The organism is Adhaeribacter aerolatus, from assembly GCF_007991635.1.
Lineage (GTDB): Bacteria > Bacteroidota > Bacteroidia > Cytophagales > Hymenobacteraceae > Adhaeribacter > Adhaeribacter aerolatus.
This window is the reverse complement of record NZ_BJYS01000026.1, coordinates 73,690-90,158: the sequence shown is the minus strand read 5'-3', so window position 1 is coordinate 90,158 and position 16,469 is coordinate 73,690. Positions and strand designations below refer to the sequence as shown.

At 43.7% G+C, this 16,469-nt stretch carries 14 protein-coding genes; 4 read left to right on the top strand and 10 right to left on the bottom strand.

The window, feature by feature from the left end:
* Positions 1-15: 15 nt before the first annotated feature.
* The 4 genes from AAE02nite_RS17135 to AAE02nite_RS17120 all read right to left on the bottom strand — a co-directional run bounded on the left by AAE02nite_RS17135 (position 16) and on the right by AAE02nite_RS17120 (position 7,115).
* Entirely contained in the window at positions 16-1,731 is a 1,716-nt protein-coding gene (locus AAE02nite_RS17135) for a RagB/SusD family nutrient uptake outer membrane protein (protein WP_146900361.1), read from the bottom strand.
* 13 nt (positions 1,732-1,744) lie between these two features.
* Positions 1,745-4,930: a SusC/RagA family TonB-linked outer membrane protein gene (locus AAE02nite_RS17130; protein WP_146900358.1), complete on the bottom strand. Its 3,186-nt coding sequence runs from the start codon at positions 4,928-4,930 to the stop codon at positions 1,745-1,747.
* A gap of 670 nt (positions 4,931-5,600) precedes the next feature.
* Positions 5,601-6,473 (bottom strand): PI-PLC domain-containing protein, encoded by an 873-nt coding sequence (locus tag AAE02nite_RS17125; RefSeq protein WP_146900355.1) that lies wholly within the window; start codon positions 6,471-6,473, stop codon positions 5,601-5,603.
* A gap of 111 nt (positions 6,474-6,584) precedes the next feature.
* The gene (locus AAE02nite_RS17120; RefSeq protein ID WP_146900352.1) at positions 6,585-7,115 is read right to left on the bottom strand and encodes a GNAT family N-acetyltransferase; all 531 of its coding nucleotides are present in this window, start codon (positions 7,113-7,115) and stop codon (positions 6,585-6,587) included.
* 591 nt (positions 7,116-7,706) lie between these two features.
* On the opposite strand from AAE02nite_RS17120, the gene AAE02nite_RS17115 reads away from it, so the two are divergent.
* Complete coding sequence (locus AAE02nite_RS17115; protein WP_146900349.1) at positions 7,707-7,931, top strand: hypothetical protein; 225 nt, start codon at positions 7,707-7,709, stop codon at positions 7,929-7,931.
* Between the two features lie 276 nt (positions 7,932-8,207).
* A complete protein-coding gene (locus AAE02nite_RS17110) occupies positions 8,208-8,582 on the top strand; it encodes an SPW repeat domain-containing protein (protein ID WP_146900346.1) in 375 nt (124 codons plus the stop codon).
* A 146-nt stretch (positions 8,583-8,728) separates the two neighbouring features.
* On the opposite strand, the gene AAE02nite_RS17105 is transcribed toward AAE02nite_RS17110, so the two are convergent.
* A complete protein-coding gene (locus tag AAE02nite_RS17105; RefSeq protein ID WP_146900343.1) occupies positions 8,729-9,259 on the bottom strand; it encodes a dihydrofolate reductase family protein in 531 nt (176 codons plus the stop codon).
* Between the two features lie 167 nt (positions 9,260-9,426).
* Between AAE02nite_RS17105 and AAE02nite_RS17100 the strand changes: the two genes are divergently transcribed.
* Together AAE02nite_RS17100 and AAE02nite_RS17095 are read left to right on the top strand one after the other, a co-directional pair.
* Positions 9,427-10,242: a hypothetical protein gene (locus AAE02nite_RS17100; protein WP_146900340.1), complete on the top strand. Its 816-nt coding sequence runs from the start codon at positions 9,427-9,429 to the stop codon at positions 10,240-10,242.
* A gap of 15 nt (positions 10,243-10,257) precedes the next feature.
* Entirely contained in the window at positions 10,258-10,860 is a 603-nt protein-coding gene (locus tag AAE02nite_RS17095; protein ID WP_146900337.1) for a hypothetical protein, read from the top strand.
* A gap of 178 nt (positions 10,861-11,038) precedes the next feature.
* Here AAE02nite_RS17095 and AAE02nite_RS17090 read toward each other — a convergent pair whose 3' ends face one another.
* The 5 genes from AAE02nite_RS17090 to AAE02nite_RS17070 form a co-directional block, all read right to left on the bottom strand.
* The gene (locus AAE02nite_RS17090) at positions 11,039-12,043 is read right to left on the bottom strand and encodes a glycoside hydrolase family 43 protein (protein ID WP_146900334.1); all 1,005 of its coding nucleotides are present in this window, start codon (positions 12,041-12,043) and stop codon (positions 11,039-11,041) included.
* 162 nt (positions 12,044-12,205) lie between these two features.
* Entirely contained in the window at positions 12,206-12,838 is a 633-nt protein-coding gene (locus AAE02nite_RS17085) for a hypothetical protein (protein WP_146900331.1), read from the bottom strand.
* 96 nt (positions 12,839-12,934) lie between these two features.
* Positions 12,935-13,300, bottom strand: coding sequence for a DUF2200 domain-containing protein (locus AAE02nite_RS17080; RefSeq protein WP_146900327.1), 366 nt, complete (start codon positions 13,298-13,300; stop codon positions 12,935-12,937).
* A gap of 367 nt (positions 13,301-13,667) precedes the next feature.
* On the bottom strand, positions 13,668-14,684 hold the full coding sequence (locus tag AAE02nite_RS17075; protein WP_146900323.1) for a PDDEXK nuclease domain-containing protein: 1,017 nt from the start codon (positions 14,682-14,684) through the stop codon (positions 13,668-13,670).
* A 95-nt stretch (positions 14,685-14,779) separates the two neighbouring features.
* The gene (locus tag AAE02nite_RS17070) at positions 14,780-16,441 is read right to left on the bottom strand and encodes a M1 family metallopeptidase (RefSeq protein ID WP_146900320.1); all 1,662 of its coding nucleotides are present in this window, start codon (positions 16,439-16,441) and stop codon (positions 14,780-14,782) included.
* Positions 16,442-16,469 lie beyond the last annotated feature (28 nt).

The following is a 16,469-nucleotide window of genomic DNA, read 5'->3' as shown; positions in this document are numbered from 1 at the left end:
TTGACCAAGCTGGGTTTACCAGCCTGGATTTTGTCCTAGATTAGGGTTGCGTTGAAACTGGGTAATCGGAATTGGCCATAAATAATTTTTAGCCGGATCGAACCGGCGGCCGGACTGGAATATCATGTAACCTTCCGAATCAGCGGGGATGCTGGCCACAATAGATTGATAATAACTGGGTACCAAGCTCTTTTTGAGGCCTTTTACATCCTGGGCCAGCAATTCGCCTTGCTTCCAGCGCAAAATATCAAAGTAGCGTTGTCCTTCCAGGGCCAGTTCTACCCGACGCTCTCTTCTGATTTCGGTGCGTAAATCCAGACCTTTAGCAGCCAGTTCAGTTATTACCATGGGTACCATGCCCACCCGCTGCCGTAGTTTGTTAATCGTTAAATCCAAATCACCCTGGGTTAATTTGTTCTGCTCCAACCTGGCTTCGGCGTAGGTTAGTAATATTTCGGCATAACGCATCACATGAATGTCGTTATCGTCTTTATTAAAAGTACCTACTGCGGGCACATCCACGTACTTGGTAAAATAAAAACCAGTACCAGTTACACACCCTTTCCGGTCGAAGTTAAACTTAGGCAGGGTAAAAGTAGCGTTCGGTTTATCGTCCTGGTCGCCATCATCTAATCCTCCCCAGGTAGCACCCGGTGTTAATACCGTTTGGGTCATGCGCGGATCGCGGTTAGCAAAAATATCAGCGTAAGTTGCCTCTTTGTACAACGGCGATTTATCAATGGGTAAACCATCGCTGCACAGGTAGCTGTCTACTAAAGATTTGGTAGGACTGAAACGGGCTTGCTGGTCAGGCACCTGCGTTTCGCGGCTCATGTTGTGCATCGACACATCAATCAGATACAACCGGGCTAGAATGGTTTCTTTGTTAGCACCGGCAGCCAGTTTGCCTTTGTCGGTAAATAATTCGTTGTAGCTGGTTTTAGGGTTGCCATTAGAATATAATTGGTACACATTCAGGTCCATAACGGCTTTGGCAGCCGTTTCCGCCATTTCCCAGCGGCTATAAAATAAAGCTACCCGGGCTTTCCAGCCCAGGGCGGCACCTTTGGTAATACGGCCCAGGTTAGCGGCAGTATAAGTCTTAGGCAGTCCGGCGGCAGCCTCTTCCAGTTCCGTCAGGATAAAATCTACTACTTTGGCGCGTTCCTCGCGGGTGCCGTAAACTTCTTCGTCGCCAATGTCGAGGGTTTTGGTTAACAACGGTACATCGCCGAAGAAGAAAGATAAGTAGCTATACAAAAAAGCCCGCAGGAACCGAACCTCGCCTACATATTGCGTCAACAGGGCTGGCGCTATACCCGTAGCTTTGTCATAATTTTCGAGAAAGTGATTGCACCGGCGAATGCCATTATACTGAGCCGTCCATTCACTATTAATAGTACCGATAGAAAAATCGAAGTTACCACTCGAAATGGCCTGATAATCGGACTGAGGCGGATAAATGGTGTTATCCCCCAAATTCTCCATGTCTACCACGTTTTTACCTTTTAAGGAAGAGTAGCAGGCATTTACAGCTAATTTTAATTGTTCTTCGGTTTTCCAGAAACTTACATCCGTAATAGAATCTAGCGGCTGACGATCCAGAAAGTCATCTTCGCAACCCGTTAAGAAAGAGGCTAAAAAGGGCGGCAAAGCCATGGTACCTAAACCATATAAGGTGGTTTTCTTCAGAAAAGAACGCCGGCTTGCAGTTTTATCTATATTTTTCATGATTGGTATCTTACTATTTTAATTTAAGATTAACGCCGAATACAAATGTTTTAACCTGTGGGTACAAGCCGCCACTGTTGGTAGCGTTTTCGGGGTCATAAGCGTAGAAGAAATCGGTTTTAGTAAACAGGTTTTCGCCGGAAACATAGAAGCGGAGTTGCTGCAACCGGAACTTGGAAATTAAACTGGTTGGCAGGGTATAGCCTAACTGAATATTTTTCAGGCGTAAATAAGCAGCGTTTTGTAACCAGTAATCAGATAAACGACCGGCATTACGGGTATCTTTAAAGGTAAACCGTGGGTATGAGGCATCGGTGTTTTCCGGTGTCCAGCGGTCGCGGTGAAACTCCTGCGGGAAAGACCCGTCGGCGTGGAAAGTGTGCAAGCCTACCCCGGTTATATAACCATTGCCTTTGCCTACACCTTGCAGGAATATATTTAAATCGAAACCTTTATAGGCAGCATCAGCGCGGAAAGAGTAAGTATAGCGCGGGAAAGCATTACCAATTACCACGCGGTCTTTATCAGCGGTAATCACCCCGTCGCTGTTTAAATCGCGGTATTTAATATCACCGGGGGCTACTTTGCCTGCATCAGCCACAAATATCGGGAACTTAGGCGTTAATTTTCCGCCGGCATCCGCCTCAAAATCATCTACCTGGGCCAAACCATCGGTCTGGTAACCGTAGAAAGCATCAATAGGGTAACCAACCTGCCGGATACGGTCAGCAATCACCGGTGGTGCTCCGCCCAGGTTCACTACTTCGTTGCGAACATCCGATACCTGCACGGTAGCACCGTAGCGGAAGCCATTGCGCTCATCGTTCCAGCCCAAGCTAGCTTCCCAACCTTTGTTTGATATTTCACCGGCATTCTGATCCGGCACGGTTAAACCCAGTACATCCGGTTGCGGCACTTTTAATTGCACGTCCACGGTTCTTTTATCAAACCAGTCACCGGTAAAGGTTAAGCGGTTATCCAGGAAAGTCAGGTCGATACCGGCATTCAGCATCGTAACTTTTTCCCATTGCAGGAGCGGGTTAGCCAGAATAGTTTGCGCCAGACCGTTGGTTAAAATATTACCAATCGGCATGGTGCTAACCGAGTTAATAGACCGGATATAAGGATACCACTCCGAGTAAGCCGGTCCGTCGGCGCCGTACTGGTTACCTAAGTCGCCGTAAGAAACCCGCAATTTACCTTCGTTTAGCCAGGGTAAATGCTGGGGCAGGTTTAAGAAACTTTCCTGCGTAAAGCGCCAGCCCAAAGAACCCGATTTAAAGGAACCGTACCGGTTGCCGGGCGCATACCGCGAGGAACCATCATAACGCACATTTAACTCTAATAAGTAGCGCTCGTCGAAATTATAGTTTACCCGTCCGAAATAAGACCGCAGCGCATACTGGTAAGCATCGCCGCTGGCAATAGGATTGGCTGCTCCTAAATTAAACACGGTTACATCGTCGCTTACAAAATTGGTTTTGGAGGCAAAGAAAGTATCGTACCGGAAGGTTTCCTGCTGATAACCGCCTATGGCGGTAAAGCCATGCTTGCCTATGCTGGTATTATAATTGAGTACCCCTGATAAGTTTTCGAGCCGGCTTTTGTAATCGCGGTTTTCGAGCAGGTTACTCGTAGCATTTGAATACCAGAAAGCACCGGTTTCGGGGTAGAAATAATCTATTTTGCGCGAGAAAGTAGAACGCAACTGGTTAATCATGTTTAAACCATACTGTGTCCTCAGGCTTAAATTTTTGAGAAAGTGGATGGTACCAGATAGATTGCCGTAAAATTCCTGCGAGGCAAAATTATTAAAGCCCCCGTCTTCGGCAATGGCAATTGGGTTACTGGACCCGCCACCGTAGCCCCAGCCGCCATTGGTAAACCGTACGGGCGTAAGCGGCGACATGGTAAGGGTAGTATAAATAGCGCCACTGCCGGCTTCTGTTCCGGCAGCCGGCTGGTTTTGTACCCGGTCGATGTAACTTAAGTTGGCATCTAAATCCAGGAAATTCATGATTTTGTTCGCATTTACCCGTAGTTTGGCATTGTTGCGGGTTGACTTGTACTGGTCGCCTACTACTACACCTTTCTGGTCTTGCCGGCCGTAGGAGGCATAATAGCCAAAGTCGGCCGAGCCGCCGTTTAAACTAACATTATGGTTTTGCAAAGGACCATAATCTTTAAATAGCTCTTCGGTCCAGTTAGTGTTGGCAAAATAGTTAGGGTCAGAACCATCACGGGCTTTCTGAATCATATCGGGCGTGTACGTCTGCGGCAGGTTTACATTGCGCTGGGCCTCGTTCATCATTTCCATGTACTCGGCCGAGCCCAGCATTTTGGGCAGCGCCGTTGGTGTTTGCACCCCTACATAACCATTATAACCAATAGTAGGCTTCTGGTTAAGCTTGCCGGTTTTAGTAGTAATTAATATTACCCCATTAGCTGCCCGGGAACCATAGATAGCCGCCGAAGCCGCATCCTTCAGTACCGAAACACTTTCAATGTCATCGGGGTTAAGCGAGTTAATATCCACTCCCGGAATGCCGTCTACTAAAATAAAGGGGTTAGAGTTATTGGTAGTACCAACGCCCCGCACCCGGAGCGTAGCGCCGGTAGCTCCTGGAAATCCATCGGGGCTGATAGCAGTTAAACCTGGCAATAATCCCTGCAGGGCAGTAGAAACTGAAGTAGTAGGCCGGTTAGCGATGTCTTCGGCGGTTATCATTTCTACCGCACCCGTTACGTTTACTTTTTTCTGGGTGGCAAACCCTACCACCACCACTTCACTCAGGCTTTTGGCATCCTCCCGGAGGTTTATATTTAACGTACTCTGGTTACCTACCGCTACTTCCTGCTTCTCAAAACCGATATAGGTAAAAATAAGCACCGGCTGGCTGCCATCGGGCGTAGCGATACTAAAGCGGCCATCCGCATCAGTAATAGTACCAGTGTTCGTTCCCTTTAAAGAAACAGAAACACCTGGCAAGGGCTGTCCCGCACTATCTTTTACCTGACCAGTAACTGTACCATTCTGGCGAATAGTATTCAGGGTAACAGATACTACTAATTTAGAAGAAGCAGCCTCTAGTCCGCTGGTAAAGCCTGCTATTGGCACAATACCCAATAGCGCCATTAATAAAAGGCCGCACCGGCGGTTGGCGCTTCCTTTACTTTCTAGTGGTATTTTTTTATTCATAACAAACAGTTTAGGGGTTCGATGTCCTGTATTCTTAAAATAAATTATGGTGTGAATCCGAGGCGCACAGACGAATAGCAACAAACACCTCGTACTTTATTTAATATAAACTAATCATTACTAACATGTTAAGCTCTCATATTTAATATACTTTTACTTGCTTTCGATTTTACTTTTTATTTCTTTCATTAATATTTCCTAAAGAATGGGAATTATCTTAGTATTCGCAAATACTTCTTTAAAATTTTTTATTATGTTATTTAAGATCTATAAAATTATAATATTTAAAATCTACTGTTCTTTCATAAAATGGAATAAACAAGATCTTGTTTGAGAAAATAAATCACGCAAGGAGCTCCACACCAGAATTTATGGGCACAAAGTAAAGATTGGTTGATTACAACAGGAGAAGAAGGAGGTTATCAAATTATTAAGCCTGCACCAAGAAAAACGCCTGCCGTGCCCACTCGTTTACTACTTTCATTTTAACTGGGGGAGATAAGCAAAGGAAAAATCGATTTCGCTAAAAAGCGATAGGACAGCATATAAATTTGGTTAGATACCTAAAAGCAGTAGCGACCTTTCTTTCCTATCTATTCGAAAAGATATGTAAAAAGGCTCATATTGGCGAGGCTAAACTATATAGAGAAACTTACCGGGATAAAAACTATTATTTATTGCGATCAGTTAGAATTCCGGTTAGCCAATCAAGATGATCGGTACCGATTAATATAGCTGGATATTTAAGTAGCTCCTGCCAGATACTGTTTATCTGGTCACGGCTTTGTTCCGGCATATTCCAAAACCGGATTTGCTGGCCATTTTTTTGGGCCAGGGCTGCCCACTCGGCTAACTGGCGGGTTTCGGCTGCCGGCATGGCCCCCTCACCCTTCCAGGTAAAATATTTAGCCCAATTACCACTTACCACCGGAAAAAATGCCGGATTCAGGTTCTGGGACAGATTTTCTACTTTGCCGTCTAAGAATACCAGTCGTTGTTTATCGGCCAGTACCTGTTCTTGCGGATAGTTGCCGGTGAGAATAACCCTTACCATTCCGCTCCGGCTTTTATTTAGCGGATTTACCAGCAAATTTTGATAGCGGGCTAAAACGGGCACCAAGCTTTCGTAAGTGTTTTTTCCTTCGGTTTTAAAATCGATGTATAAATAAAGAACGCTTGGTTGCTGGTATAATTTTTTATTTTCCCGGGCTATGTTTTGCAAGGGCTTCAGGTACATCGACTCCAGGGTTTTAGCCGGACTTAATTCGTTTTTGCTGTGACCCACCAGCAAAGCCCCGTCCACCAGAAAAACATCGGCTTCTACACTTTTAAAACCCTGGTTTAAGGCATCCAACAATGGCCGGGATCGCCAGTAATCGTTATGCGAATGCCCCTGCTCCAGCGGCTTTGCCAACTGCAATGGTTTATCCTGCCCTACCGAAACCCTGGCAAACGCCAGCAACAGCCCAGCCAGCAGGTAATATTTAATAACAGTGATTGGGTTAAAGCGGCGGGCGCCTGACTGAAAGTTTTTATCTTGCATGGTTTTCCGAAGAAAATTAAAAGGCCGTAAAAGTCTTAAATAAAGCAAGACCCCACGACAATTAAAACAGAACGTAAATATTTTTTGATTAACAATAGGGTAGCCTTTCGTTCATCCGGTATAAGCCGGATTAAACCAGCTCAGGGCAATACCATCAGTAAAAGTACCATCCGCTAAAAGTACCCGGCTTTTCCGGCGGCCTTCTATTTCAAAACCATTGTGTAGGTACAAATTTAACGCGCGCTGGTTATTGCCAAAGCACATTAACTCCACTTTTTTAATGTGGGGCATTTTCTCCTGAATCTGCAACTGCAGGCTGTTTAAAAGCAGTTTTCCCAGACCTGTGCCTTGAAAAGAAGGGTGCACCACCATGGTAACCTGCTCCAATATATGCGCAAAAGTCTGCAGGCCTAAAGAATAACCATGAATCTCCCCGGCAATCCGGGTTTCATCTCCCTTGGGATTAAGCACCAGTATCAGCCCTCTTTCTAAACTTTTAGTTACAAAATCCTGGATATAGGCAATAGAAATTTCGGCAGGAGTTCGGCCTAAGCCACCAGCGGCGGCTACTTGCCGGTACAAATCATATAATTGCGGAATGTCGGCTTCTTTTACTTCCCGAACGCTATAACCTGCTTCCATTATCCCTAATAATGTTTGATTTTAAGTGGCAATTATAAGCTATTATTTTATAGTTCTTACCATGCTGAAAATAGGTTTTCCGATTGCAACACCACTCACGTTATGTTTAAATCTGAGTACCGGTGCCAATTAGAATGATACTTATCATTTAACCATATAATCTCTCATAAAACTACCCTAGCTTATATAAAAATATTCATAATAGTAATTTTTATATTATTGCATTAGCCTGCCGCTGATATTTACAAGCCCAAATAGCCATTCGGCCTTAAACAAGGGGGAAATCAAACCCAGCAACAAGTTACAAACCAAAGGTAAAGCAGAAACCATAAACATTATTTTGTGCAAATACTTGCAAAACGTTTTACTTATATATACCTTGCTATCATTATATAAAAACACCCATTTAAGCAGAATATACAACGTATAAATAATTATAATCCTATTTTAATACACGACAAAGTTTCCTTGCATAAGTTTATAAAGCAATAAGCATTAAGATCTAAATATGCAAAACATCATTTTAAAATCCATTAAAATTAACAAGCAGCTGTTTAGACAACAACCCTAATAAAAACACGCCATTTATTTATGAAACACCTTTACGATACCAGTGAATATTTCCTTGCATTTAATAACCAGAACAGGAAGATTTATATTATACACTCTTTTTACAGACTGCTGTTTGAAGCCAACCGACCCCAGGATGAGTTCCCGTGCTTTGTGTATCTGGGGCACGGAAGAGTAGTGAGAGACAGCCGGCAATATGTTACCCGCGAGCATTTAGAATTAGCCGAGGAGTTGGTAGCTAATTAGCACCTCGCTTTCTTTAAACTATTAAACCTGCTAAAAGCAGGAGGTAGTTAATTGGGGTTCTTTAATAGTCGCTGATTAGTAATAATTAAAAAATATTATGGGCAGCCAGGTTAGCTTTCCAGGTAAAAGCACCGCTTGATTTAGGTTATAAAATTCTTTTCGGGCCAGGCAAAACACAGATGAATTGGGTGCGTATTCTGAAAAATCCGGTCGTTTAATTTACGGGAATTTACCCGAAAGTGGAACCGGCTTTTTTAACCTTAATTTGCCAGCAAAATGGAAAAACCAATAAACAGATTTGTCCACGGAATAATAGATTATAAATATGCTGCCATAGTATCGGCCGCCCCGGAGTTGGCAGGCTTTAAAGACCAGGAAGAAACCGCTACTACCTTATGCCGCGTAATGGGTAGCGGGGCCTTGCTGTACAGTGTTTTTACCCGCTACGAGTTAGGGCTGTTCCGGGTAATGCCCTTTAAAACCCATTTAATGATAGATTTGGCTGCGAATGCCTTGGCCGTAACCGCTCCGTGGTTATTTGGGTTTGCGCATAACCAACGGGCCCGCAATACTTTTCTGGGAGCCGGTTTAATGGGCTTAACCGTAGCCTTGCTTACCCAAACCGAGGAAATGGGAGAATCACCCTCTTAAAATATCCTTGCGGCTAAACGCTTACCTAACACTAAACCAGTAATCGTTTAGCCGGCAATTTGTTTATATTTTACCAAACGGACCAACAACAGCCCGAACCAAATCAAAATATTCATTTGGTTCGGGCTGTTGTTGGTCCGGTTTATTTAAACCTTACCCGGCAGTAGCGCGTCACGCTCGTAAAAAACCTGTACCAGTCCGGAACTGTATGTTTTAGCATCGGTAAACCGAAAATGTTTTCGCTCCTGAATATCAATAAATAGGGGCTTGCCCTGCCCCAGTATTATCGGGTGAATAGATAGTTGCAATTCATCTACCAAATCCGCGTTCAAAAAATCTCTTGTTAATTCGGCCCCGCCGAAAAGCCAGATGTTTTTACCGGGCTGCCGGCGTATTTGGTTAACTACCTCTTTCACATTGCCGGCTACCACCTGGGTATTGAGAACTTTGGTTTGCAGCTGATGGGAAAACACGTATTTCGATTTACCCGGATATGGCTCTGCCTCATACTGCAACATTAACTCGTAACTCTTACGCCCGAATATTACCGTGTCAATACTTTCCAGAAACGGCGTCATGCCATAATCCTGGTCGGTAAAACACCAGTCAAACTCACCATTCGGACCTTCAATTAAACTATCCAGACTTACCGCCAAGTTAAGTATTATTTTCCGCATCTTCTAGCGCTATAAAGGTTAATTCTTGTGCAATACGAAATATTAAGAAGCTTTTTGAAACAAACTGAAAATAAATATTTGAATTTTTATTAACTAAAAAAGATATTTTATAACTTTATCAAAGTTTTAGCAAAATTAATAATCCAAACACCATTAACTAAAAAACTATGAAAAAATTACCTGGTTTAATGATTGCTGTAAGTTTATGCCTGCTGCACGAAGCTGCCTCGGGGCAGGTGCTCCTGAACCGCGTCAGGTCAAACATTGAGCGAAAAGCCGAACAAGCCGTGGACAAAGCCATGGGTGTAGACCGCAGTCAGCCCGCCAATAGTACTGGCGCAGCTGAAACAAGTTCAGGCTCCCGGGCCGGCAACAAAGGGGGCGCCGGCCTGGTTTCTACCCCACCCGATGTAAAAGCTAATTTAACCGATGCCGAAGGTTCTTTCAAGGCCGGTAAATACGGCGAAGCCCGTTACGCTATTCAGCAGGCCATGTTGGGAGTAGAAATGGAAATCGGCCAGAAAATACTAAAATCGTTGCCCGAAACCATCAGCGGCCTGAAAAAAGACGCCGAGCAAGACCAGGTTACCAGCACCGGCTGGGGCTGGGTAGGCTTAACCATTCAGCGCCAGTATAAAGACAATGCCGATAAAGAACTGCGGATTGCTATAGCAAATAATGCGGCCCTGATGACCGGCCTGAACCTGTACTTTGCCAATGGCGGTGCTGCGGCCCAAACTTCGGGTGGCAAACAAAACTGGAAACAAACCAAAGTAAAAAACAACCGTGCCATTATTGAGTATGATGAAGACAGCGGGTATAAAGTCAGTGTGCCCATTGGCCAATCCTCGGTGGTGGTTTACGAAGGCGTAAACTTTAAGAATGAGCAGGATATGCTGGCCGCTGCCAATACCCTGGATATTGACGGTATTAAAAAATGCTCGGCGAAAAATAAGCCGGGTTCAAAAATATTACTTTACTAAAAGACACTATTAAACATGAAAAATATATTCCTGCTTTTACTTTTAAGCGTATTCTTTTTCCGGGCACAGGCCCAGGACTTTTCTAAAAATTTAACGGCCGCCCGCACCGCCTATACAGCCGGCAACTTAGGCAACTCGCGTTTTGCCATGGAACAAATGCTGCGTGAGATAGATGCTGCCATCGGGAAAGACATTCTGAAATTATTGCCGACCAAAATGGATGCTTTAACCGCCAACACCAAAGACGATAACACCACTGGCAGCGGCAGTACCGGCGGCATGGGTTTATTTGTGCAGCGCACCTACGGCACCGGTGCCAAAACCGCCAGCATCGATGTAATTAATAATTCACCACTCATTAACAGCCTGAATACATTCCTGGCTATTCCGTTTGTGGGTAACTCCGGCGACGGCAAGCAAAAAGTAGTAAAAGTGCAGGGCTACAAAGCTGTGTTATACAAAAACGAAGACACCGAAACCAAAAAAGTAAACTACGACTTACAAATCCCAATGCAGAACACCCTGGTAAATTTAAAAATGGACGACACCAAAGAAGCCGATATTTTACGTTTAGCCGACACCATTCCGCTGGAAAAAATTGCCCAGTTAGCAAAGTAGCCTTTCGTTATCCGTTGTTCGTTAATCGTTGTTCGATTTTTGTTAATCAGTTTTTAACCTCTAAAACCGCCGGTCTGAGTTCTATCTGAGGCCGGCGGTTTTAGTTTAAACTGATATTTCTTCACTATCCCCTAGCGCGAGCGTCCCGCTCGCGATTTTTCTTCTGGCCTCTGGCCTTTTATTTCGGGCTATAAAGCTTGCCTACCACTAGCTTATCACCCGATAAATCTGCTTGGAACAAGTGCGGAATGCGGCGATAGCGGCCGTTTATACTTTTATGACTATGAATGGACATTAGCAACTTGCCATCTAAGGTGCGGAACAACATCCCGTGTCCGAAGTTGAGCGGCGTAATCGGTTCTTTTTCATGAATCCAGGGGCCGTCGAGGGTACCGCTTTCTGAATAAGCCACGCCTTGGGTGTAAACATCATGAATCCAACTGGTCCAAATCATGCCTAAGCGCCCGGTTTTGGTTTTAAATAAGTAAGGCCCATCTGTTACTTTATTTGGTTTCTCCTGGCCATTTTCATCTTTTTCCCGGCTCCAGGGAGAATCGCTGGCCCGGAACAAAACTTTTCCTTTTCCAATGGTGCCGCTTAAATCGGGTTTTAGTTGGATCTTCTCCATCGTGCCGTTCCAGTTCTGCAGCCATTCGTAGCAGTAAACCATATAGGGCTTGCCGTCTTTATCTACCCAGAGCGTTCCATCCAGGGTAGGCATATTGGCCGGCAAATAAGTAGGGTCTTGCATAGGTACAAAGGGGCCATCGGGTTTATCGCTTACCAGCACATGGCAGGCCCGGCGTTCGATGGCATTGCCCCTAACCGTATCTATCATTACGGCCCGGTTGGTGAAAGTGGCAAAATAATAGTACTTACCTTTATACGCATGAATTTCGGCCGCCCAAATCATGGGCTTTGGTCCCATCCAGGAATTTGGGTCGGTTTTCGTTACCTGATAAGGTCCTTCCCATAGCTTCAAATCTTTACTCTTCCAGAGCATACCGCCGGTTCCGGTCATGTAGTACATTTTTGTTTTCTGATCGGCCAGTATAAAAGGGTCACTTAAAACAATAGAATCTAATGGTACATTTTTTCGGACTTCCCGTACCCTGCTTTCCTGGGCATTTAGGTTTTGGGTAAAAAACAAGAAACCTAATAAAGTAAACACAAAACTTTTCATGAAGTTTATTTAAAAAGTATCAGTTAATATTCAAGAAAGCATTCCCAGGTAAAAGCTTACCTTCTTAAGGGTTAATGAAATTCTGGCTGACAGGCCGTATGTATGCCAAAATCACAGCAAAACAGGATTTGGTATACACTTACTTTATTAAGCTTAGTAATATTATTTTTTCTTAACGAATAACACCGAATCCACTGGTGTTTTATCAAGGGTTATTTTGTTTATATTATATGTAGAATTTACTTTGCCTGATGTTTGAAAATTAAAAGGCTTGATAGTAGCCTTTTTGATATAAAATTTCAATGTATCTAAGCTTTCATAGTCAGTAGCATCATATTGAATATTTCTTAAATCAATAAGTTGATTATTTAAACTGTAATTATTCAAATCTGGCTCAACTGCCTTAGTTAAGCTCATTTCTTGAAATGTAGTATCTGTTCTACTTGCAATAAGCACAAACTTGTGTTTATTGGATAGACCATCAGAATTATATGTAAGGTATTTCCCATTGTTGGGAGACTTTTCAAAATATTCAGAAAAAATAAAGAAATGGTGCTTCAGCATAACTTCATTTTGAACATAAACTTTACCTAATGGAAAAACAATCGAATCGTTTATAAATATTTCTTTTGAAACAGGTATATATTCTGCTACTGTAAATTCACTTCCCTTATCAGCATTAATAAATATTGTAGTTGTTGATTCATCGTTGTTTACTTTAATAATCCTTAAAGCAAGGGTCATAGTAATTGCCGCGCAAACGATAATTATTAGCACAATTTTTAAGGTTCGCATTATTTTATTCAGACTAACGGTCTTACATATAGCTTCCAGCGGTTTTGAAGCACTTTACCCGCTATAAGTTTCTGTCGTGGCGTTTGTCATTTGCTTTTACGCTTGTCGCAGAATCTTCTCCATTTTCTTGCCTTTTGCTAATTCGTCCACTAACTTGTCTAAATACCTTACTTGTTTTGTTAAAGGATTCTCAATTTCTTCTATCCGGTAGCCACAAATTACGCCTGTAATGAGGTGCGCATTGGGGTTCAATTTTGCATTTTCAAAGAATGTTTCGAAAGTCACTTTCTTCTCAACCAGCTCTTGCAGTTTTTTATCTTCGAAGCCCGTCAACCACGCTATAACTTGGTGTAATTCTTCTTTTGTCCGGCCTTTGCGCTGTACTTTTGTGATATAGTGCGGATATACGGATGCAAATGTCATTTTTGCCATTCTAGCATTGTGCTCGGGTGTTATATTCATACTTTATTCAATTTGGGATTATAACAATATTTACAAATTAATATAATTCTACCCGTATACGAACTAAAAAAACCGGTTTTACCCAGCTTTGAAAAATAGCCTGTAGCTACTACCCTCCAGGCAGTTTGGAGAAAATCCATTTCAGCAAAGTTCGCTCTTTGGGTTTAGTGAGCTTTATCTTGCTGTATTCGCTCTTGAAAGAAACATGTATTTTTAGGTGTACCACAGGCCTAAGGGCTGATAAAAAAGGCACGATGTGGAGCCTCGCTCTCGCACAATGGTTATGTTAATGACTCATTTTTATTTGATATACACATTATTAAGGCATCGTGCTTTCATTTTATTCCTTGTATTTTAGTGTTTCTTTTTATTCCAGTTGTTTCCTTTTTTCTATTACTTCTTTTGCCTCTACATATGCTTTCTGTAAGCGCCGTTCCAATTCTTTTCGGGGTGGCAACTCAGTCAAATATTCGGCTACCATAATGCCATCTTTATGCATTTCCAGCAGCTCTACCTGTTCCCGGCTCGTTTCTGCGCAAAGGATGAGTCCAATTGGTGCTTCTTCGCCTTCCTCTTTCTCGTGTTTATTCAACCATTTGAGGTATAGCTCCATTTGGCCTTTGTGTTTTGCCTGGAACTTGCCAATCTTTAGTTCAATGGCGACCAACCGTTTCAACTTACGGTGATAGAACAGCAGGTCTAAGTAATAATCTTCCCCGTCAATGATCATCCGTTTTTGCCGTTCTACAAAGGCAAAACCCTTCCCTACCTCTAGAATAAATTTTTCAAGTTCTCTCAAGATAGCGGTTTCCAGGTCATTTTCAAGATAACCAGCCGGTAAGTTCAGGAAATCTAATAGGTAAGGATCCTTAAAACTACCGGAGAGGTGATGTTCTTTATTTGGTAATTGCGCATCCGCAATTGCTGTGCGTTCATAAGCTTTTTGCTCAATTTGTTTCCGAAGTTCCCGGACACTCAACTTCTCCTGAATGGTCCGCTGGGCATAAAACAATCGTTTTTCTGCTGTTTTCAGCGGCAACAAGACCAGAAAGTGCGACCAGCTTAAATGTCGTGACAGTGTAACGACTTTTTCAGGTTCTGGAAACACACTCGCAAATTGCAGCATTCTCCGTAAATTTTTTTCTCCGAAGCTCCTGCCAAAGCGTTCTTCCAATTGTCCTGACAGCGAAACGATAATTTGCTGGCCATATTCAGCTCGTTTATGTGCCAGTATAAATTCATTGGTTCGTTTGCCTACCTGCCAAAAAAGTAGGGTCATGGTGCTGTTTACTTGAGAGACTACCTTTATATGGCTCTGTTCAATAAGGGTACTAATTTCGTGGAATAGAATTGATTCTGGTAGCATATTTCCCTTATCTGTCATTATTGTTTACTCTGGTTAAGACACGAGACGGAGCCTCCCGCCAGTAAAGTGATTACGTTAATGGCCCTGATTCAACACTGCTTTATAAGATGGGTTTATATTTTGGGTTTATTCGAAGCCGTTACGTAAAAATTAGGATCTATTTTTAGTTTGGCTTTGGAGGGGGTTTCTTTTAGTTCCTGCCAGTTGGGGGTGGGTTCCAGCCAGGCTTCTTTGTCGTTGAGGTATACTTTTACGGGCATGTTAAACCCGGCTACGGCATTGTTCCAGCGGTATTGCAGCTTGTTATCTTTAAAAGTATACTCCAGCACGGGTATTCGTACATCGCGCAAGTATTGGTCGAAAAATGGTTTCAGGTCGCGCCCGGTTTGTTTGCTCAGGTAATCTTCTATTTGCCCGGTGGTAACGGTTTGGTGGTAAAAAGTTTTGTTCAGGCCGCGCAAAATGGTGCGCCACTTGGCATCGCTGTTTACAATTTGCCGGAGCGTGTGCAGCATGTTGGCGCCTTTGTAGTACATATCGCCGGAGCCACTGTAGTTTACATTGTACTTGCCTATAATAGGACGGTCGTTCTGAATATTAGCCCGGGTACCAATTACGTATTCGGCCGAAGCTTTTTTGCCAAAGTGATAATCCAGAAAAAGGTTTTCGGAGTAAGCCGTAAAGCTCTCGTGAATCCACATATCGGCAATATCTTTATAGGTAATATTGTTGGCAAACCACTCGTGCCCCGATTCGTGCACAATAATAAAATCGAACTTCAGGCCCCAACCGGTTTTGCTCAAATCTTTGCCCAGGTAGCCGTTTTGGTATTTATTGCCGTACGTAACCGAACTTTGGTGCTCCATGCCCAAGTAAGGCACCTCTACCAGTTTATAACCGTCTTCGTAAAAAGGGTACGGGCCAAACCAATGCTCAAAAGCCTTTAACATGCGCGGCACTTCGGCAAAATGTTTTTTAGCTTTGTCCAGGTTGTCGCGCAACACGTAATAATCGCAATCCAGCACACCCTTTTCGCCGGGATATTTCTCGCCAAAGTGCACGTAATCGCCAATATTAATATTTACCCCGTAGTTGTTAATGGGGTTAGTTACCGCCCAATGAAAGGTTTTGGTGCCATCGTTGTTCTGTACCACTTTCCGCAGCCGGCCATTCGATACATCGGTTAATTTCTGGGGCACCGTTACGCTAATGAGCATGCTGTCGGGTTCGTCGTACATGTGGTCTTTGCAGGGCCACCACAAACTGGCGCCGTCGCCCTGCACCGAAGTAGCCACAAACGGATTGCCGTTGGCATCTTTGCGCCAGGTAACGCCGCCACTCCAGGGCGGATTTTTACTCACCTGGGGCTTACCGCCGTACACCACCTCTACTTTATTTATTTTGCCTGGCGTTTGCTTTTCGGTTAGCTTCAGAAAATACGCGTTGCCTTCGCGGGTGAAAGTGACGGTTTTACCGTTTTGGGTTACCTGCTCAATGCGCATGGGCGGCTGCAAGTCCATTTGCATGGTTTGGCTGGGCTGCAGCACCTTGTACTGCACGGTATTCTTGCCCCGGATGGTACTGTCGGCGGGGTTTACTTTTATATCCAGGTGGTAATAAGTCAGATCCCACCAAGCCCGCTCGGCGGTAATAGAACCGCGTAGGGTATCCTGGCGGGTAAATATGGGCGTTTGCGCCTGTGCCGAAAAAGTCCCCGTCAGCAAAAAAACCAGGGCTGCAAACTGAAAAAAAATATTAAATCTTGAACGATACATGATGAAGTTAAAATTTAAACCGGCTTAG